At 72.4% G+C, this 19,100-nt stretch carries 14 protein-coding genes; 6 read left to right on the top strand and 8 right to left on the bottom strand.

Features of this window, described 5'->3' with window-relative positions; translation table 11 throughout:
* Position 1 precedes the first annotated feature (1 nt).
* The 5 genes from ACIBP6_RS14435 to ACIBP6_RS14415 all read right to left on the bottom strand — a co-directional run bounded on the left by ACIBP6_RS14435 (position 2) and on the right by ACIBP6_RS14415 (position 7,226).
* A complete protein-coding gene (locus ACIBP6_RS14435; RefSeq protein WP_397052213.1) occupies positions 2–1,921 on the bottom strand; it encodes a hypothetical protein in 1,920 nt (639 codons plus the stop codon).
* A gap of 49 nt (positions 1,922–1,970) precedes the next feature.
* Complete coding sequence (locus ACIBP6_RS14430; protein WP_397052211.1) at positions 1,971–3,131, bottom strand: cation:proton antiporter; 1,161 nt, start codon at positions 3,129–3,131, stop codon at positions 1,971–1,973.
* 9 nt (positions 3,132–3,140) lie between these two features.
* On the bottom strand, positions 3,141–3,623 hold the full coding sequence (locus ACIBP6_RS14425) for a cation:proton antiporter regulatory subunit (RefSeq protein ID WP_132619022.1): 483 nt from the start codon (positions 3,621–3,623) through the stop codon (positions 3,141–3,143).
* 130 nt (positions 3,624–3,753) lie between these two features.
* Positions 3,754–4,947 carry an acetate/propionate family kinase gene (locus tag ACIBP6_RS14420; RefSeq protein ID WP_397052209.1) on the bottom strand — a complete coding sequence of 398 codons (1,194 nt, stop codon included), beginning with the start codon at positions 4,945–4,947 and terminating at the stop codon, positions 3,754–3,756.
* On the bottom strand, positions 4,923–7,226 hold the full coding sequence (locus ACIBP6_RS14415) for a phosphoketolase (RefSeq protein WP_397052207.1): 2,304 nt from the start codon (positions 7,224–7,226) through the stop codon (positions 4,923–4,925). Before ACIBP6_RS14415 ends, ACIBP6_RS14420 begins: the two co-directional genes overlap by 25 nt.
* A gap of 60 nt (positions 7,227–7,286) precedes the next feature.
* Here ACIBP6_RS14415 and ACIBP6_RS14410 point away from each other — a divergent pair, with 60 nt between their 5' ends.
* The 6 genes from ACIBP6_RS14410 (at position 7,287) to ACIBP6_RS14385 (ending at position 13,676) form a co-directional block, all read left to right on the top strand.
* On the top strand, positions 7,287–8,993 hold the full coding sequence (locus ACIBP6_RS14410; protein WP_397052205.1) for an IlvD/Edd family dehydratase: 1,707 nt from the start codon (positions 7,287–7,289) through the stop codon (positions 8,991–8,993).
* 99 nt (positions 8,994–9,092) lie between these two features.
* On the top strand, positions 9,093–10,724 hold the full coding sequence (gene pgi / locus ACIBP6_RS14405; protein WP_397052203.1) for a glucose-6-phosphate isomerase: 1,632 nt from the start codon (positions 9,093–9,095) through the stop codon (positions 10,722–10,724).
* Positions 10,717–12,087 (top strand): glucose-6-phosphate dehydrogenase, encoded by a 1,371-nt coding sequence (zwf, locus tag ACIBP6_RS14400; protein WP_397052201.1) that lies wholly within the window; start codon positions 10,717–10,719, stop codon positions 12,085–12,087. The genes pgi and zwf overlap by 8 nt, the downstream gene beginning before the upstream one ends.
* A 54-nt stretch (positions 12,088–12,141) precedes the next feature.
* Positions 12,142–12,495: a spore germination protein GerW family protein gene (locus ACIBP6_RS14395; protein WP_397052199.1), complete on the top strand. Its 354-nt coding sequence runs from the start codon at positions 12,142–12,144 to the stop codon at positions 12,493–12,495.
* A 9-nt stretch (positions 12,496–12,504) separates the two neighbouring features.
* A complete protein-coding gene (locus ACIBP6_RS14390; protein ID WP_397052197.1) occupies positions 12,505–13,044 on the top strand; it encodes a hypothetical protein in 540 nt (179 codons plus the stop codon).
* Positions 13,045–13,061: 17 nt separating this feature from the next.
* Complete coding sequence (locus ACIBP6_RS14385) at positions 13,062–13,676, top strand: LysE family translocator (RefSeq protein WP_397052195.1); 615 nt, start codon at positions 13,062–13,064, stop codon at positions 13,674–13,676.
* Positions 13,677–13,853: 177 nt separating this feature from the next.
* Here ACIBP6_RS14385 and ACIBP6_RS14380 read toward each other — a convergent pair whose 3' ends face one another.
* The 3 genes from ACIBP6_RS14380 to ACIBP6_RS14370 form a co-directional block, all read right to left on the bottom strand.
* Entirely contained in the window at positions 13,854–14,576 is a 723-nt protein-coding gene (locus tag ACIBP6_RS14380; RefSeq protein ID WP_397052193.1) for a VIT1/CCC1 transporter family protein, read from the bottom strand.
* 330 nt (positions 14,577–14,906) lie between these two features.
* Positions 14,907–17,126, bottom strand: a complete 2,220-nt coding sequence (locus ACIBP6_RS14375) for a hypothetical protein (RefSeq protein WP_397052191.1) — start codon at positions 17,124–17,126, stop codon at positions 14,907–14,909.
* A gap of 2 nt (positions 17,127–17,128) precedes the next feature.
* Positions 17,129–19,087 (bottom strand): hypothetical protein, encoded by a 1,959-nt coding sequence (locus ACIBP6_RS14370; protein WP_397052189.1) that lies wholly within the window; start codon positions 19,085–19,087, stop codon positions 17,129–17,131.
* Between the last annotated feature and the right edge of the window lie 13 nt (positions 19,088–19,100).

Here is a 19,100-nt window from a genome sequence, read left to right as displayed (position 1 = left end):
CTCACGCCCGCCGCAGCGAGCGGGTGAGGCCGGCGGCGATCGTCGTGGCGAGCACCCACCCTGCCGCGATCAGCCCGTACGCCAGCCACTGCGTCGCGCCACCCGGGTTGTAGGCCCGCTCCTGCCCGAAGTCGATGATCGGCAGCAGCAGGTCGAGCGTGTAGACGAACGGGTTGAAGTGCGGCGCCTCCCCGGGTTTCAGCGCCGGCGGCTCGACCCGCGTGAACACCACCGTGCCCACGGCCAGCAGCGCCGCCAGCCACGCCGCCGCGCGCAGGGGGCGGAAGCCGTAGCCGACGGTGACGTCCTGGAGGTGGCCCCAGAAGCGGGCGTACCACGGCAGGGTGGCGCGGCGCCGCTGCTGGCTGGCCAGCAGCGTGTCGCGGGCGTCGGCGTCGCTGCCCAGCCGCCGGTACATGCCGGCCAGCTGCTCGTAGGCGTTCGGCAGGTAGCCGTCCGGGTCGCGGCGCAGCCACCTGAGCCGCTCGGCGGCCGGCAGCACGGGTTCGAGCACCTCGTACGCCAGCCCGTCCATGCACACCTCGCCCGGCCACACGGCGGGGCTGTCGCGCAGCACCCCGATGCGGGCGTAGCGCAGGTCGACCCTCCCGACGACCGGCTCGGCGGTGCGCAGCGCCAGCTCGCGCGTCTCCAACCGCCAGCACTTGAGCGCCTCGCCGCCCGGCGTCTCCAGGGTGGCGTCGTCGAAGCACAGGCGGCTGCCGATCTGGGCGTTGGTCAGCCGGATCCGCCCGCGCGCGGAGAAGCCGTCGCAGAGCTTGAGCATCTTGCCGACCGTGATGCCGTTGGCCGACAGGGCGGCGCCGCCCGGGTTGGCCAGCCGGGCGCCCTCGAAATGGGCGGACCCGGTGACGGAGGCGTCGCACAGGCTGATCTCGCCCTCGGCCGCCATGCCCTCGCGGGCCAGCAGCGAGCCGTCCACGGCCAGGCCGTCGCCCGCCAGCGCCACGCCGCCGGGGTGGCGCAGCAGCGCGCCGTCGAGGCCGAGCGTGCGGCCGATCCTCGCCGCCTCCAGCCGCACCATGCCCTCGGCCTCGACCAGCGACAGGAACAGGCCGCCCTCGGCGTTCAGCCCGCCCCCGCGCACCGCCAGGCCGCCGGGATTGCGCAGCCGCGAGCCGCGCAGCGTCAGCGGGCCGCCGACGCGGGCATGGCGCAGCCGGACCTCGCCGTCGACCTCCATCCGCCGGGCGAACAGCCCCACCTGGACGTCCAGGTTGGACGCGCCGAACGCGAGCCCGCCGGGCGCCCGCAGGCGCGCGCCGTCGAGGCGCACCGCGGAGCCGATCCTGGCCGCGGTGAGGACGATCTCGCCGTGGCAGGCGAAGCCGTCCTCGGCGCGCAGGTCGCCGCCGACGTCGAGCTGCTCGCCGTTGATCGCGACGCCGCCGGGGTGCTCGAGGCGCGCGCCGCTGAGCGTGAGGTTGCCGGTGACGCGGGCGCCGTGCAGGCGCACCTCGCCGGTGACGTGGCAGCCGTTCAGCCGCAGATTGCCCTCGACCTGGAGGTTGGACGCGACCAGGCCGGGCAGTCGCGAGTCGGCGAAGCTCAGGAAGCGGGTGCGGGCCTGGTACAGATCGGGCGGCTGGTCGAAGGCGCATTCCTCGAACGTGACCGGGAAGCCCACCTCGGCGAAGCCCAGGTGGAGCCGCCCGGTGATCCGGGCCCCGGCCAGGCGCAGCGCGGGCTTGTCGGCCGGCCCGGCGTACTCGGCGAGCAGCAGCCCGGCCAGCACGTCCGCCCGGACGACCCGCTCGGCGCCCCAGGAGTCCGCGCGGGCGGGGGAGTCGGCGGCGGGATCCCCCGCCCGCAGATCCGCCTTCCGCCCGCGTGGTACGGCGTCGGCCACGGCCTGCTCCGCGGGGGTGAGTTCGGCGGGGGTGAGTTCGGCGGCGAGCACACCGCCATTCTCGCGGTGAACCCGCCGCTTCCGCGCGCCGATCGCCCGTTCAGGCCCGTTTCGCGATGGCCGTGATGAACGGCTGCACGAGCTTGGCCGCCAGCGGCCCGAACGCCGCCAGGATCAGCACGTACGCCGCCGCCAGCGCCCCCAGGTCGGGGTGGACGCCCGCGCCCACGGCCAGACCGGCGATGACGATGTTGAACTCGCCGCGCGGGATCAGCGCGATGCCCGCGCGGGCGCGTCCGGCCCTGGCGATGCCCGCCCGTTTGGCCGCGTACGCGCCGGTCAGCAGCTTCGTGATCATGCTGACCAGGGCCAGCAGCGCCGCCAGCCCGGCCACCGGCAGGATCTTCGCCGGGTCGGTCTGCAGGCCGAAGAACACGAAGAAGATCGCCGCGAACAGGTCGCGCAGCGGTGCCAGCAGCGCCCGCGCGTCCTCGGCCAGCTGACCCGACAGCGCGATCCCCACCAGGAACGCGCCCACGGCGGCCGACACCTGCAGCTGCTGGGCCAGACCCGCCACCAGCAGGGCCAGCCCGACGACCTTGAGCAGCAGCACCTCGGAGTTGGGGCTGCGCACGAACGCCTCGATGAAGCGCCCGAACTTCAGCGCCAGGACGAGCACCACGCTCACCGTCGCCAGCGCGATGCCCACCGAGATGGCCCCGCTCACCAGGCTCAGCCCGGCCAGCATGGTCGTCAGCACCGGCAGGTAGATCGCCATCGTGAGGTCTTCGAAGACCAGCAGCGACAGCACCGTCGGCGTCTCGCGGTTACCGATCCATCCGAGGTCGGACAGCACCTTGGCGGTGATGCCCGACGAGGTCGCGTACGTGACGCCCGCCATGGCGACGGCCGCCACCGGCCCCCAGCCCAGGAGTAAGGCGATGATCGCGCCCGGCGCCGCGTTGAGCACCAGGTCGACGATGCCCGCGCGGGCGTTGCTGGTGAGGCTCGTCACGAGCTCGTCGGCGTTGTACTCCAGGCCCAGGGTGAGCAACAGCAGGACCACGCCCAGCTCGGCGCCGACCGAGATGAAGTCCTCGCTCGTCGCCAGCGGCAGCACGCCGCCCGTGCCGAACGCCAGCCCGGCGATCAGGTAGAGCGGGATGGGGGAGATGCCGACGCGCAGGGCCAGCGCGCCGAGCACGCCCAAGCCGAGGACGACAGCACCGAACTCCAGAAAAATGACCGCGGTATGGTGCAACCCGCGGCCCTACCCTTCTGCCAGGATGCCGGCGACATCGGCGGTGCTGTCCTCGCTGCCGACGACCACCACCACGTCACCCGCGTCGAACACGAACTCGGGGCCGGGGCTGGCGAACACCTGCCCGGCGCGGACCACGGCCACGATCGAGGCGCTCGTCCGCGTCCGCACCCGGGCGTCGCCCATGGGGCGGCCGGCGTACGGGGAGCCCGCCGGTATCGGCAGCTGCACGCTCACCAGGCCCGCCACCTGCTGGTGGAGCTGGTTGAGCCGCTGCACGATGCGGGGCGCGCCGAGCAGCTCGGCGAGCGCGTCGGCTTCCTCGTCGTTGAGCTTGACCGTGTGGCAGACCGCGTCAGGATCGTCCTTGTCGTAGATCACCAGGTCGCGGCGGCCGGTGCGGTGGGAGATGACCCCCACCCGCTGCCCTCTCCGCGTGGTGAAATCATGCCTCAGGCCGATCCCGGGCAGTGCTGTCTGTTCGACCTCCACCTATCCCACCTGTCCAGAGCTGCACATTTCCGGACACCCTACCAACGAGTTACCCCTCCAAGGTGTACCCTGCCGCACTCGAGCCGTTACTTTCCGCCAGGATGGGTCCGCCTTTCCCGAGCGCGCATCATCAGGTGTCCCCGGCGGATCGGGTGATGAGGTCGAGCGCCTGGCGGGCGATCTCCCCTTCCTCGTCCGTGGGGACGACCAGCACCGCCACCTCGGCCCCCGGCGGCGACACCGCGCGCTCCTCCTGCGAGGGCGCCTCGTTGCGCGCCGGGTCCACCGCGATGCCGAGCCGCTCCAGGCCCGTCAGCGACTCGGCGCGGGTGGCGGCGTCGTGCTCGCCCACGCCGCCGGCGAACACGATCGCGTCAGCCCGGCCGAGCAGCGCGTAGTAGGCGCCGACGTACTTGCGGATGCGCCGCGTGTAGACGGCCAGCGCCAGGCGGGCCTCGGCGTCGTCGCGGGCCCGCACCTCCCGCATGTCCAGGGTGCCGGCCAGCGCGCGCAGCCCGCCCTGGTGGCCGAGCAGGTTCTCCACGTGCTCGGCGTCCAGTCCGGCCACGCGGGCGAGGTAGCCGGGCAGGGCGGGGTCGACGTCGCCCGAGCGGGTGCCCATCACCAGCCCCTCCAGGGGCGTCAGGCCCATGGAGGTGTCCACGCTGCGCCCGCCGGAGATCGCGGTCGCGCTGGCCCCGTTGCCCAGGTGCAGCACGATCAGGTCGAGTTCCGCCAGGTCGCGGCCGAGGAAGGCGGCGGCGCGGCGGGAGACGTACGCGCAGGAGGTGCCGTGGAAGCCGAAGCGCCGCACGCCGAGCCGCTCGCGCCACTCGCGCGGCACCGCGTACGTGTACGCCTCCGGCGGCAGCGTCAGCTGGAACGCCGTGTCGAACACCGCCACCTGCGGCACCTCGGGGAACGCCTCGCGCGCCACCCGGATGCCGGCCAGGTTGACCGGGTTGTGCAGCGGCGCCAGCGGGGCCAGCTCCTCGATGGCGGCGATCACGCCGTCGTCGACGAGCACGGCCCGGTCGAACCGGTCGCCGCCGTGGACCACCCGGTGCCCGACCGCGACCGGGTCCAGCTCCGGCCCGGTCGTCCGGAACGCCTCCATGACCGCGGCCAGCCCCTCGTCGTGCCCGGCGAAGTGCTCCCGCCGCTCGTACGGGGGAGCGTCGCCCGCGTGGTGGACGAGCCTGCCCTGCTCCTCGCCGATGCGCTCGACCAGTCCGCGCGCGGGCCGTTCGCGGGTGCGCATGTCCACGAGCTCGTACTTGATGGACGAGGAGCCGGTGTTCAGGACGAGAATGCGGCCTGCCATGTCCACGTTCTGATCTCCGCGGGGTCCTCGCCGTGGTCTCGGGTGTACTGGCGCGCCCGCAGCCGCTCGTCGCTCATGCGCTGGCGCAGATGCGCCTGCCTGGAGCCGAGGCCGGGGACGCGGTCGATGACGTCCATGACCAGGTGGTAGCGGTCGATGTCGTTGAGCATCGCCATGTCGAACGGTGTCGTCGTGGTGCCCTCCTCCTTGTAGCCGCGCACGTGGATGTTGCCGTGGCCGTGGCGGCGGTAGGTGAGCTGGTGGATGAGCGACGGGTAGCCGTGGAAGTCGAAGATGACCGGCTTGTCGACGGTGAACAGCGTGTCGAACTCGGCGTCCGACATGCCGTGCGGGTGCTCCGTCGCCGGCTGCAGCCGCATGAGGTCGACCACGTTGATCACGCGCACCTTCAGCTCCGGCAGGTGCTCGCGCAGCAGCGCCGCGGCGGCCAGCGTCTCCAGCGTCGGCACGTCGCCGGCGCAGGCCAGCACGACGTCCGGCTCGGTGCCGTCGTCGGTGGAGGCCCACGGCAGGATGCCGAGACCGCGCGTGTTGTGCGCGATCGCCTCCTCCATCGTGAACAGGTCCAGCACCGGCTGCTTGCCCGCCACGATCACGTTGACGTAGTCGCGCGAGCGCAGGCAGTGGTCGGCCACCGACAGCAGCGTGTTGGCGTCCGGCGGCAGGTAGACCCGCACCACCGACGCCTTCTTGTTGATCACCACGTCGAGGAAGCCGGGGTCCTGGTGGCTGAAGCCGTTGTGGTCCTGCCGCCACACGTGCGACGACAGCAGGTACGTCAGCGACGCCACCGGCCGCCGCCACGGGATCTTCTGCGACGACTCCAGCCACTTGGCGTGCTGGTTGAACATCGCGTCGATGATGTGGATGAACGCCTCGTAGCAGTTGAACAGCCCGTGCCGGCCGGTCAGCAGGTAACCCTCCAGCCAGCCCTGGCACAGGTGCTCGCTGAGCACCTCCATGACCCGGCCGCCCGCGCCCAGGTTCTCGTCGGTCGGCAGCAGCTCGGCGTTCCAGGCCCGGTCGGTGACCTCGAAGACGTCCGACAGCCGGTTCGAGGCGGTCTCGTCCGGGCCCAGCAGCCGGAACGTGGCCGGGTTGGCGGCGATCACGTCGCGCAGCCACCCGCCGAGCACCCGCGTGGGCTCGCTCGACTGCGAGGCCGGCGACTTGACCTCGATCGCCGTCCTGCGGAAGTCGGGCAGCCGCAGCGGCTCCAGCAGTTCGCCGCCGTTGGCGTGCGGGTTGGCGCTCATCCTGCGGGTGCCGTGCGGCACCGTCTCGCGGATCTCCCGCGCCGGCCGCCCTTCGGAGCCGAACAGCTCCTCCGGCCGGTACGACCGCATCCACTCCTCCAGCATCCCCAGGTGGGTCGGGTTCTCGCGGACCTTGGCCAGCGGCACCTGGTGGGCGCGCCAGGTGCCCTCCACCGGCTTGCCGTCCACCTCGCGCGGCCCCGTCCAGCCCTTCGGCGTGCGCAGGATGATCATCGGCAGCCGGTCGGCGTCGCCCGCCTTGTACGCGGCGATCTGCTCGAACGCGGTGTCCAGGGTGCCCGCCATCTCCGCGTGGTCGGGGCCCACCAGGTGGGGGCGGTAGCCGTACCCCTCCATGAGCTTGAGCAGCTCCTGCTCGGGGATGCGGGCCAGCACGGTCGGGTTGGCGATCTTGTAGCCGTTCAGGTGGAGGATGGGCAGCACGACGCCGTCGCGGCGGCGGTCGAGGAACTTGTTGGAGTGCCAGCTCGCGGCCAGAGGGCCCGACTCGGCCTCGCCGTCGCCCACGATGCAGGCCACCACCAGCTCGGGGTTGTCGAAGGCCGCGCCGTACGCGTGCGTGAGGGCGTATCCCAGCTCGCCGCCCTCGTGGATCGACCCAGGCGTCTCCGGCGCGGCGTGGCTCGGGATGCCGCCGGGGAAGGAGAACTGGCGGAACAGCCGCCGCATGCCCTCCGCGTCCTGCGACACGTCCGGATAACGCTCGGAGTACGACCCCTCCAGCCACGCGTGCGCCACCGCCCCCGGGCCGCCGTGCCCGGGGCCGCAGATGTAGATCATGTCCTGGTCCCGCTCGCGGATCACCCGGTTGAGATGGGCGAAGCAGAAGTTCAGCCCGGGCGTCGTCCCCCAGTGACCGAGCAGACGCGGCTTGATGTGCTCGGGCCGCAGCGGCTCGGTCAGCAGCGGATTGTCCAGCAGGTAGATCTGCCCGACGGACAGGTAGTTCGCCGCCCGCCAGTACGCGTCGATGTGCTCCATCCCCTGCTGCTTCCCCACACGCCGTGCTGAATCCCCCTCAGGCTGGATAAGCTGCCGCATATGGGGTTCAGGAGTTCGCACTGGTATTCGGGGGACGACCGCAACTCCTACATCCACCGGGCGTGGATGCGGCGGGGGCTGCCACGCGAGGCGTTCGAGGGCGGAAAACCGCACATCGCGATCGCCAACACCGCCTCCGACCTCACTCCCTGCAACGCCCACCTGAACGAGGTCGCCCGCAGCGTCATGGACGGCGTGTGGGCGGCCGGCGGCGTGCCGCTCAACCTGCCCGTCGTCTCCCTGGGGGAGACGAACGTGCGCCCCACGGCCATGCTCTGGCGCAACCTGGCCGCCATGGCGACCGAGGAGATGCTGCGCGCCAACCCCATCGACGGCGTGGTGCTGCTCGGCGGGTGCGACAAGACGATCCCGTCCCTGCTCATGGCCGCCGCCTCGGTGGACCTGCCCGCGCTCGTGGTGCCCGGCGGTCCCATGCTGACCGGCCACTTCCGGGGCGCCCCGCTCGGCTGCGGCACCGACGTGTGGCGCCTCAGCGAGGAGGTACGCGCCGGAACGCTCTCCCGCGAGGCGTTCCTGGAGTCGGAGTCGTCCATGATCCGCAGCCGCGGCCACTGCAACACGATGGGCACCGCCTCCACCATGGCCTGCGTGGCCGAGGCGCTCGGCATGACCCTGCCCGGCACCGCCGGCACCCCCGCCGCCGACAGCCGCCTGCTCGAACGCTCCCACCAGAGCGGCCGCCTCGCGGTCGAGCTGGTCAAGGCGGGCCGCCGCCCGAGCCACGTGATGACCAGGGCCTCGTTCCTGAACGCCATCGTCACCCTGGCCGCCGTCGGCGGCTCCACGAACGCCGTCGTCCACCTGCTCGCCATCGCGGGAAGGCTGGGCGTCGAGCTCACCCTGGACGACTTCGACCGCACCGGTTCCGGCGTGCCCCTGCTGGTGGACCTGCAGCCCGCGGGGCGGCACCTCATGGACGACCTCTTCCGCGCCGGCGGCCTCGCCGCCGTGCTCAAGGAGGTCGAGGACCTGCTCGACCCGTCCGCGATCACCGTGACCGGGCGGCCCCTGGCCGAGCACCTGGCCGGCGCCGAGATCCTCGACGAGGACGTCATCAGGCGGCGCGCGGCACCGCTGCTGCCCGACGCCGGGATCGCCGTGCTGCGCGGCAACCTGGCGCCCGACGGCGCCGTGATCAAACCCGCCGCCGCCTCGCCCGAGCTGCTGCGCCACCGCGGCAGGGCCGTCGTCTTCGACAGCGTCGAGGACGTGCACGCCCGCCTCGACTCGCCCGACCTCGACGTGGACGAGACCTCCGTGCTGGTGCTGCGCGGCTGCGGACCGCGCGGCTACCCCGGCATGCCCGAGGTCGGCAACCTGCCGCTGCCCGCCAGGCTGCTGGAGAAGGGTGTGCGCGACATGGTCCGCATCAGCGACGCCCGCATGAGCGGCACCGCGTACGGCACCGTCGTGCTGCACGCCGCGCCCGAGGCGGCCGCCGGCGGGCCACTGGCCAGGGTGCGCACCGGAGACCCGATCGTGCTCGACGTGGCCGCTCGCCGGCTCGACGTGGACGTGCCGGAGGCCGAGCTGGCCGCCAGGGAGCCCGTCACGACCGGCCACGCCCGGCCTGCGCGCGGGTGGGAGCGGCTGTACGTCGAGCACGTCACCCAGGCCGACCGCGGCGCCGATCTGGACTTCCTCGTCGGGTCGAGCGGCGACCGGGTGGGCCGCGAATCCCACTGAAAATCGGCTCCGTCGTGCGCGGAATCAACCTGCCGGGGTACGGGGTTACGGGACGATGGGACCGGCGCATCAGCCGGTCAGGGGACTCTAGGAGGACGCGTGAACGGCGACATCACCCAGAGCCAGGAGTGGGCGGCCCTGGGCAAACACCACGAGGAGCTCGCGGGCAGGCATCTGCGCGAGCTGTTCGCGGAGGACCCGGGCCGGGCCGGCCGCATGACGGTGACCGCCGGCGACCTTTACCTCGACTACGCCAAACACCGAGCCACGCAGGAGACCATCGACCTGCTGGTGGCCCTGGCCGAGCGGGCCGGGCTGCGCGAGCGCATCGAGGCCATGTTCCGCGGCGAGCACATCAACGTCAGCGAGGACCGCGCGGTCCTCCACGTGGCGCTGCGGCTGCCCCGCGACGCCGAGCTGGCCGTCGACGGCCAGGACGTCGTGGCCGACGTGCACGCCGTGCTCGACAAGATGAGCGCCTTCGCCGGCCGGGTGCGCTCGAAGGAGTGGCGGCGCGCCACCGGCAAGCCCATCGAGACCGTCGTCAACATCGGCATCGGCGGCTCCGACCTCGGCCCCGCCATGGCCTACGAGGCGCTGCGCGACTACGCCGACGCCGGCATCACGGCCCGGTTCGTCTCCAACATCGACCCGGCCGACATCACCGGCAACCTCGCCGGGCTCGACCCCGAGACCACGCTGTTCGTGGTCAGCTCCAAGACCTTCACCACGCTCGAGACGCTCACCAACGCGCGCGTCGCGCGCCGCTGGCTGGTCGAGGCGCTCGGCGACGACGCCGTCTCCAAGCACTTCGTGGCCGTCTCCACCAACGCGGCCAAGGTCGCCGAGTTCGGCATCGACACCGACAACATGTTCGGCTTCTGGGACTGGGTGGGCGGCCGTTACTCGTACGACGGCGCGATCGGCCTCTCCCTGATGATCGCCATCGGGCCCGAGCGCTTCCGCGAGATGCTGGCCGGCTTCCACACCGTCGACGAGCACTTCCGCACCGCGCCGTTCGAGGCCAACATGCCGGTGCTGATGGGCCTGCTCGGTGTCTGGTACACCGACTTCTTCGGCGCCGAGACCCGCGCCGTGCTGCCCTACAGCCAGCGGCTGCACCGCTTCCCCGCCTACCTGCAGCAGCTCACGATGGAGTCCAACGGCAAGTCGGTGCGCGCCGACGGCACCCCGGTCACCGCGGCGACCGGCGAGATCTTCTGGGGCGAGCCGGGCACCAACGGCCAGCACGCCTTCTACCAGCTCCTGCACCAGGGCACCAGGCTCGTGCCGGCCGACTTCATCGGCTTCGCCGAGCCCCACGACGACCGCGAGGGCATGCACGACCAGCTGACCGCCAACCTGCTGGCCCAGACCACGGCGCTGGCGTTCGGCAAGACCGCCGACGAGATCGCGGCCGAGGGCACCGCGCCCGAGATCGTGCCCCACAAGGTGATGCCGGGCAATCGCCCCACCTCCACGATCCTCGCGCCGAAGCTGACCCCGTCCACGCTGGGCCAGCTCGTCGCCCTCTACGAGCACGTCGTCTTCGTCGAGGGCACCGTCTGGGGCGTCGACTCCTTCGACCAGTGGGGCGTCGAGCTGGGCAAGAAGATGGCGCTCGATCTGGCGCCCGCGCTCACCTCCGACGCGCCGCCGACATCCTTCCCCGACGCCTCGACCGAGCAGCTCATCCGCCGCTACCGCGAGCTGCGGGGGCGGCGTGTCTGAGCAGGCGGGCGCGCTGGTCCTGTTCGGCATCACCGGCGACCTCGCGCGCAAGATGATCCTGCCCGCCCTCTACCGCCTGACGGCCGACGGGCGGCTCGACCTGCCGATCATCGGCGTGGCCAGGACCGACCTCGACCTCGACGGGCTGCGCGAGCACGTCCGCGCGGCCTGCGGCGGGGTCCACGACGCGGCGTTCGACAAGCTGGCCGGCAACCTTCGGCTGGTCAGCGGCGACTACGGCGACCCCGCCGTCTTCGCGCGGCTGCGCGACGAGGCCGAGGGCAAGGGCTTCCTCGTCCACTACCTCGCGGTGCCGCCGTCGCTGTTCGCCTCGGTCGCCGAGGGGCTGGCGGGCGAGGGCCTCAACCGCGAGGCCAGGCTCGTGGTGGAGAAGCCGTTCGGGCACGACCTCGACTCGGCCCGCGCCCTCAACGCCGAGCTGCTCAAGTACTTCGACGAGGACCACCTGCGCCGGGTCGACCACTTCCTGGGCAAGGAGCCGGTCGAGGACCTCATGGTGTTCCGGTTCGCCAACATGTTGCTGGAGCCCATCTGGAACCGCTCCTACATCCGCAGCGTCCAGATCACCCTGGCCGAGGACTTCGACGTCACCGAGCGCGGCGGCTTCTACGACGCCAACGGCACCATCCGCGACGTCGTCCAGAACCACCTGCTGCAGCTGCTGGCCATCCTGGCCATGGACGCGCCGCCGTCCAAGGACGCCCGGGCCCAGCTCGACGAGAAGTGGCGGGTGCTGCGCGCGGTCCAGCCGATCTCGCCCGCCGACGTCGTCCGGGGCCAGTACGACGGCTACCTCGACACCGAGGGCGTGCGTCCCGGCTCCACGACGGAGACCTACGTCGCGCTGCGCGCCTACATCGACAACTGGCGCTGGGCCGGGGTGCCGTGGTGCATCCGCTCCGGCAAGGCGATGCCGATGACCGACCTGGAGATCGTCGCCGAGCTGCGCCGCCCCCCGGTGGCGATGTTCGCCAACGGCGGCGCCCCCGACAGCCCCAACCTCATCAGGTTCCGGCTGCAGCCCGACGCGGGCGTGACGTTCGACCTGCTGGCCAAGGAGCCGGGCCGGCAGCGCACCCGGCCGGTGCCGGTGAGCGTCGACTTCACCAAGGTGCTCGGGCCCCTGGAGGCGGCCTACGAGCGCATCATGGCCGACGCCGTCAGCGGCGACCCGCGCAGGTTCGCCAGGTTCGACCTGGTGGAGGAGTCGTGGCGGATCGTCCAGCCGGTGCTCGACCTGCCCGACCCGCCGCTGGTGTACGCGAGGGGCTCGTGGGGGCCGCAGCCGGCGCAGGACATCCCGCCGGGCGGCTGGCACGAGATCTCCACCACCTTCGACTGATCCTCGACCGATACGGCATCGACGCGGGCGGGTCCTCCGGGTGACGATGGCGGGATGGACATCATGGAGATGGTGGAGCAGTCGAAGGACGTCGCGACCGTCAAACGTGTCTTCGGGGAGCCCGTCCGCCACGGCGACGTGGTGGTCATCCCCGTCGCCCGCATCGCCCAGGGCGGCGGCGGGCGCCAGGGGCAGGGCAAGAGCGAGAAGGGGGAGCAGGGCGACGGCAGCGGGGGCGGCTACGGGTTCGGCGCCACCCCGGCGGGGGTCTTCGTGCTCAAGGACGGCGACGCGATCTGGCGGCCCGCCATCGACGTCAACCGCATCGTGCTCGGCGGCCAGTTCGTGGCGGTCGTGCTGCTGCTGACGCTGCGCACCATCCTCAAGAAGTGGCGCCGCAGGCGCTGACCGACGGCCGTGCTGATCGACCTGCTCGACGACGCGGAGCTGCCCGGCCACCCCTTCCTGATCCCGGGGTCCAACCTCCCGGTGCGGCTGGCCCGGCTGGGCGGTTCGGCGGCGCTCGTCCGCTTCCCGCCCGGCTGGGCGCGGCACGAGCGCGGCCGCTACCTGGCGGGGGAGGAGCTCGTGCTGCTGACCGGCGAGTTGCACGTCTCGGGCGTCGTCCTCACGCCCGGGCAGCACGGCTGGCTGCCCGCCGGCACGCTGCGCCACTCGGGCGCCGCGCCGTGTGGGGCGCTGGCGTACGTCGCCTTCTCGGGGCAGGCCGCGTGGGTGCCCGGTGAGCGGGACGAGCCCGACGGGGCGACCTGCCGCACCCCGCTCGACACCGTGGTCATCCCGGGGGGTGGCCTGCCGCTCAGCCCGTGCTCCGCGCTGCTCGACACGCCGGTGCCGCTCGACCGCCCGGCGGAGATGATCACCGTGCCGACGTGGACGTGGGAGCGTTCGGCCGTGGTGCCCGAGGGACGCGTCCTTGTACGGTGGCCGCCATGACCTCTATGACGCATATCGTGGCGTTTGGCGGGATTGTGCTGCTCGGGGCGATGTCGCCGGGGCCCGACTTCGCCGTCGTCGTACGCCGCTCCGCGATCTCGGGCCGGGGCCACGGCATGGCGGCAGCCGTGGGGATCGCCGTCGGCGTGTCCGCCTGGGTGGTGGCGGCGGCCACCGGCATCGCGGCGCTGATGGCGGCCTCGGCGGCGGCGTTCACCGTCGTCAAGGTCGTCGGCGCGGCCTACCTGCTCTACCTCGGCGTCAGGTCGTTGCGCGCGGCCCTGGGCGGGGGCGGCGCCTTGGAGCTCGACACCGCCGCCGCCGTCAGACGGGGGCCGTGGGCGGCGTTCGCCGAAGGACTGCTCACGAACGTCCTCAACCCCAAGGCCGCGCTGTTCTTCGTGGCCCTGGTGCCGCAGTTCGTCAGCTCGGGCGCGGGCATGGGGGAGACGCTGGTGCTGTCGGCGGTCGCGCTGGCGGGCACGGTCGCCTGGTTCCTGCTCGTGGCGGGCGTCGTGGGGACGCTGCGCAAGGTGTTCGCCCGGCCGGGCGTGCGCCGGGCCGTCGACGGCCTGACCGGCGCCGCCCTCATCGGCCTCGGCATCCGACTGGCCACCGTCACCCGCCCGTAACGGGTCACCCGCCGGTCACGCGGCGGTCGCCGGTCACGCGGCGGTCGCCCTCACCCGCCGGTAACCCGTCACGCGGCGGGAGTGTCGCTGGATGGGCGGCGCTCCGAACCACGGGTGACGGCACGCTGCGGCACCAGTTCGCCAAGCAGCGTTTCCTGCCGGTGCCGGGTGGCGGGGTCAGGAGACGGTGACGCCGAGCAGGTGGCCCAGGCCGAACGTCACGGCGGCGGCGCCCATGCCGAGGACGAGCTGGCGCAGCCCGCCCAGCCACCACGGCCGCGCGGTCATCACCGCCACCGCCGCTCCGAACCCGAACAGCGCGATCATGCTCACCAACAGGGCGACCAGCAGGCCCGACGCCCCGAACAGGAACGGCGCCAGCGGCACCAGCGCCCCCGTGGCGAACGCGCAGAAGGACGACACCGCGGCCAGCCGCGGCGAGGGCAGGTCGTCAGGATCGACGCCCAGCTCCTCGCGCACGTGCACCCGCAGCGCCTGCTCCGGATCGGCCGACAGGCCCTCGGCCACCCGCTCGGCCAGCTCCGGGTCGAGGCCGCGCGAGCGGTAGAGCGCCGCCAGCTCGGCCCGTTCGCCCACGGGGTTGCGGGCCAGCTCGCGCCGCTCGACGGCGATCTCGGCGCGCATCAGCTCGGTCTGCGACTTCACGGACGTGTACTCGCCGGCCGCCATGGAGCAGGCCCCGGCCACCAGCCCGGCGAACCCGGCCAGCACCGCCCCCCGCCCGGCCCCGGCCGCGCCGACCACGCCGGCGATCAGCGCGAAGTTGGACACGAGCCCGTCCATCGCCCCGAACACCGCCGGCCGCAGCCAGCCGCCGGTGACGTCCCGGTGGCTGTGGTGCTGCTCGGGGGAGTACGGCCGGGCGAGCTCGATGGTCATGAAAATCCTCCCGTTTTGCCATCTCTTGCCTTGAATGTGGCATAAGTGGCCCAAGATCCGCAACGAAGGGAAGGCTTGCCTGAGCTGCGCAAACGCCCTTGGGGCTGTCGCAAGCCCAGGGCCATCGCTGCGCGCTTGTTGTCCGCCCATGCAGCTCCGTGCGGAACAAGGGGAGTTCGTGCAGGGCCGCGTTCACCCGTCAGGTGAGCGCTGAGGCCGTGGGACCGTCGAGGGCCGCACCGTCGCGCGGGTGGCCACCGCGCGATCTCCGGTTGTTCTCACGAACACCTGATGATCGCGCGATGGCCGACCGATCACTGCGTGGGTGGGTCAGCTCGCCCGGCGGGCGGCTTCGATGAGCTCCGTGCCTTCGGCGGCGGTGATCGCCTTCGCGGTGATCAGCTGCCCGACGACCTTGCCGACGTGACCCACGAGGCCGGAGCCCGTGTGATCCTCGTCCTCGATCAGGTCCTCGATCGTGCAGCCGTCAGGACGGTAGCGGTTGGGCACGCCGCTGCCGACGTCCTTGACGGTCACCTCGCGCGACAGGTCGGAGCCGGCGCAGGCGTCCGCGGGCGGCGTGTACCGCAGCAGCCGGGCGCCGCCCTGCACGGCGTTGTTGACGCCCTTGACGCCGCTGCGGAACCACAGGTTGCCCGCGGCGTCCTGGCTGGAGCGGTACGTCCCGTCCTCCCGCAGTTCGGTGACGTCCATGGACAGGGGGTCGATGCGCAGCAGGTGACCGTCGAGCGAGGCGTAGACGTGCTCGTCCGGATTGACGTGCAGCTCGTCCTGGACACCGCCGTACCCGCCGGGCAGGTCCACCCGGCGCCGCACCTCGGAGGTGTCCGGGTCGAGGACGAACAGCTCGCCGTCGGCCAGGCCCCATAGCAGGCCGTCCGGGCCCTCCACGATCGAGGTGATCGAGTCCGCCCCCGGCACGGGCACGAACTCCGACGTCTTCGTGCCGGTGGCCAGGTCGAAGGTGAAGATCTTGGCCTCGTCGGCCTTCGGGGTGGTGCCGCCACCGCCGTTGATCGTCGTGCCGCCCCACAGGGTGCCGCCGCGCGCCACGAGGGAGATCACGCCCTGGTCGGCGACGGGCGGCTTGATCACGTCATGCTCGCCCGTGGCGAAGTCGTAGACCGTCAGGGCGCCGCCCCACAGGCCGTAGTCGGGCGTGGTGCCGACGTACAGCTTGCCTGCGGCGGCGGCGAAGGCGTGCGGGCGGTTCTGGCCGTCGCCGATGAGGCGGAACAGCTCACGCGGGTTGCTGCCGCTCCTGAACGGCTGCGACGGGTCGTACTCCAGGACGGCGCCGTTGGGATAGGTGCCGAGGTACATCGTGCCCTCGTGCCAGAACCAGCCGTCGGTCTGCGCCACCCGGCCGAGTTCGGTGACCTTCCCCGTGGCCGGGTCGAGCGTGGCGACGGTGCCGTTGATGTAGAGGTTCGTGTAGATCTTGCCGTCCTGGCCGGCGCTGACGTTGTTGATGTCGATCGGCTGGGCCGGGAAGGGCAGCTTGAACCGCTCCGAGGCGCCCGTGGCCGGGTCGTACGACAGCGCGTCCTGCGCGTAGTTGCCGATCAGCCCGTAGAGCCGGCCGTCCACGAAGCCCCAGCCCACGCCGGGACCGCCCGCGGTCACGGGGCCGGGGACGGGCTCGGGGGTGTCGGTCGTCAGGTCGTAGCGCCACAGCGTCGTGCCGGAGGTGAAGTAGACGTACGAGCCGTCCGCCACGCGGGTGGTGCCGCGCGAGCTGATGGTGAAGTCGCGCGCCAGCACCGCGCCGGTGTCGGGGTCGAGCACGATCCCGTCGAGCTTGTTGCGCTTGACGAACAGCTTGCCGCCGACCAGGTTGATGTCCGCCGGGTAGTTCGCGTCGCCGCGCAGCTCCTCGGGCCAGATGTCGCGCTTCTCGCCCGTCCGCAGGTCCATCCTGACCAGGTGGCCGGCGGAGCCGATGGCGGCCCACAGCACCTCGCGCTCGGTGTCGACGGCGACGTCGACGACGTACTGCTGGCCCTCGTACATGACGCCGAGGTCGCGGAAGCCCTCGGACGGCGAGTACGAGAACGCGTGCGCGCCCGGGTAGGTGCCGCCGTAGATCTTGCCGTCCTCGCCGGGCTGGAACCCGTAGAGCACGGTCTGCCCGGGCACCGGCGCGCCCAGGTCGGTCATCTCGTCGCTCTGCGGGTCGTAGCGGTAGACGTGCGCGTTCGGGTAGCTGCCCGTGTACACGGACCCGTCACTGGCCTGGGTGACGGCCCAGGCGCCCGACGAGTCGGCCATCGTCGCCGTGTGCAGGTGCTCGCGGGTGACGGGGTCGACCACGGCGAGCACGCCGGGCGTGCCCATCTGGACGCTGTAGACGACGGGACGCCCGGTCGTGTCGGCGCCGAAGAAGCCCTCGAACACCGTGAGCGCCGTCGACTGGACGCCGAAGTCGGTGACCGTGCCGACGGGCGGCCGCGGTTCGTCCTGCGCGAGCGCCGCGGGGGCGCCCGTACCGAATAACAGGGCCGCCAGCAGGATCGTGGTCAAGCGCATGCTCAGTTCCTTCCGTGGGGGGTGTCGATCCGGACCAGGTCGCGCCCGCGCAGCGTGTACAGACCGCAGTGGTCGGCGGCGAGCTTGGCGCCGTCGAACCAGTCGCCGGCCAGCCCGTCGGCGACGGTGTGGGTCGTGAAGGCGCGCAGGTCCACCCGGTAGACCCGGTCGCCCTTGTTCACCGTTTCGCCTGAGACGCCGTACACCTGACCGGCCTGGATCACCAGGTCGCCGCCGAACGCGCCGACCTTCGTGGTCCTCGTCACCTGCCGGCGTGCCGGGTCCACCTCGAAGAGCACGCCTGTGTCCGTCACCCCGTAGAGGCGGCCGCGATGGCGTACGACGTCGGCGACGAAGGCCGCTCCAGGCACCGGCTCCATCTGCCAGAGCAGCTTGCGCTCGCGCAGGTCATAGGCGGCCAGCCGGGCGGTGGAGGTCTTGGGCGGCAGGCCGAAGCCCTCCTGGATGTACGTCCCGAGGTAGGCGACGCCTTCGGCGGCGGCCACCGAGTAGACGCTCTGGTCGGGCACGACGGGACGGCGCACGTCCAGCTCGCCGGTGCGCGGGTCGTAGAGCGACAGGGCTCCGTTCTCCTGGCCGGGCTCCGGCTGGGTGCCGATCGCGATCAGGCCGGTGTCCGCGTCGTGGGCCATGTCGCGCGGCCGGTCCTGCCGGTTGCCGATCCCGGTCAGCAGGCTCGCCTCGTCACTGCCCGGGTCGTGGCCGTAGAGCAGCGCCTGGGTGTAGACGCCGAGGTACAGGCGGCCGTCCACGAGGGCCATGGACTTGGGCTCGCCGGGCATGCCGACGCGGCGCGACTCGCCGTCGGGGCCGTGGACCTGCATCCCGCCCTTGCCGGAAACGTAGACGTACGTGCCGTCGGAGAAGACGGTCATCGGCTGCTCGGGGCCGGCGCGCATGCCCCGGGCGACGAGGTTGCGGTACTCCAGCTCGCCGGTGGCCGGGTCGTAGACGAAGACCGCGCCGTCCTGGGTGCCCCAGATCTTGCCGTCGTGCGCGTGCAGGACCTGCGTGCCCGCCTCCGGGTACGGCACCCCGAGCGCCTCCACCTCACCTGTCTCCAGGTGGTAGCGGTACAGCGTGCCCGTGGGGCGGCCGGTGAAGTAGACGTGCTCGCCGAGGAAGGCCACCGAGGTGACGTACTTCTCGCCGGGGGCGGCGGCGATCCGGTAGTCGCCCGGGTCGTCCTTGTCGAGCACGAGCAGCTCGCCCTGCGACGAGATGCCCATCGCCAGGTGGGTGTCGTTCATCGCCATGCTGGCCACGAAATCCCGGGAGGCCAGCTCGGGCGGGCTGATCTCGCGCTTGACGCCGGTGGCGCGGTCGATGGCGACCAGGTGGGCGTGGCTGCCGACGCCCGCGTAGACGGTGGTGTCGTCGGCGGCGATGCTCCGGACGTACTCCTCGCCCTGGACGGCGACGCCGAGGTCGCGGGTGGCGCCGGAGGCCGGGTCGTACTCCACCACCCGGCCCGTCGGGGACATCCCGAGGTAGACCTTGCCGTCGGGGGAGGCGGCCATGTTCCAGACGTAGGTGTCCTCGAAGGAGGCCACCTCGCTCACCTGGCCGGTGAGGGTGTCCAGCTTGTACAGGTCGGCGGGGCCGTGCGTGCCGACGTAGACGTCGGTGCCGACCTTGGTCATCGCCCAGGCGCCGATGCCGGTGGGGATGTCGTGGTGGGCGGTCACCGCGTCCGCTGCGGTGTCGTACGCGCCGACCACGTTGGGCGACAGGCCGCGGGTGACGGCGTACAGCGTGTCGCCGACGAACACGGCGTTGCCGAGCGCGTTGGTGACGCTCGCGGGTCCGTACGAGGTGATCGGGCCGCCGGTGGGGCCGCAGCGCGATGGCGCGGTCTGGGCGTGGGCGGCAGGCGGCGACCCCGTGAGAAGGAGGGCCGCGGCGGCGGGCAGGACGAGAAGCCGGCGTAACCAGGACATGGGGCTCCCGACG

Source organism: Nonomuraea terrae, assembly GCF_044465245.1.
In the GTDB taxonomy this organism is placed as follows: domain Bacteria; phylum Actinomycetota; class Actinomycetes; order Streptosporangiales; family Streptosporangiaceae; genus Nonomuraea; species Nonomuraea terrae.
Note: the sequence above shows the minus strand (reverse complement) of the source record. Positions and strands in the feature narration are given on the sequence as shown.

Excerpts from the sequence above, each read along its gene's own strand:
- ACIBP6_RS14380 (WP_397052193.1), bottom strand. The coding sequence starts at position 14,576 with ATGACCATCGAGCTCGCCCGGCCGTACTCCCCCGAGCAGCACCACAGC.
- ACIBP6_RS14420 (WP_397052209.1), bottom strand. The coding sequence starts at position 4,947 with ATGGCAGGCCGCATTCTCGTCCTGAACACCGGCTCCTCGTCCATCAAG.
- ACIBP6_RS14375 (WP_397052191.1), bottom strand. The coding sequence starts at position 17,126 with ATGCGCTTGACCACGATCCTGCTGGCGGCCCTGTTATTCGGTACGGGC.
- ACIBP6_RS14415 (WP_397052207.1), bottom strand. The coding sequence starts at position 7,226 with ATGGAGCACATCGACGCGTACTGGCGGGCGGCGAACTACCTGTCCGTC.
- ACIBP6_RS14410 (WP_397052205.1), top strand. The coding sequence starts at position 7,287 with ATGGGGTTCAGGAGTTCGCACTGGTATTCGGGGGACGACCGCAACTCC.
- ACIBP6_RS14370 (WP_397052189.1), bottom strand. The coding sequence starts at position 19,087 with ATGTCCTGGTTACGCCGGCTTCTCGTCCTGCCCGCCGCCGCGGCCCTC.
- ACIBP6_RS14395 (WP_397052199.1), top strand. The coding sequence starts at position 12,142 with ATGGACATCATGGAGATGGTGGAGCAGTCGAAGGACGTCGCGACCGTC.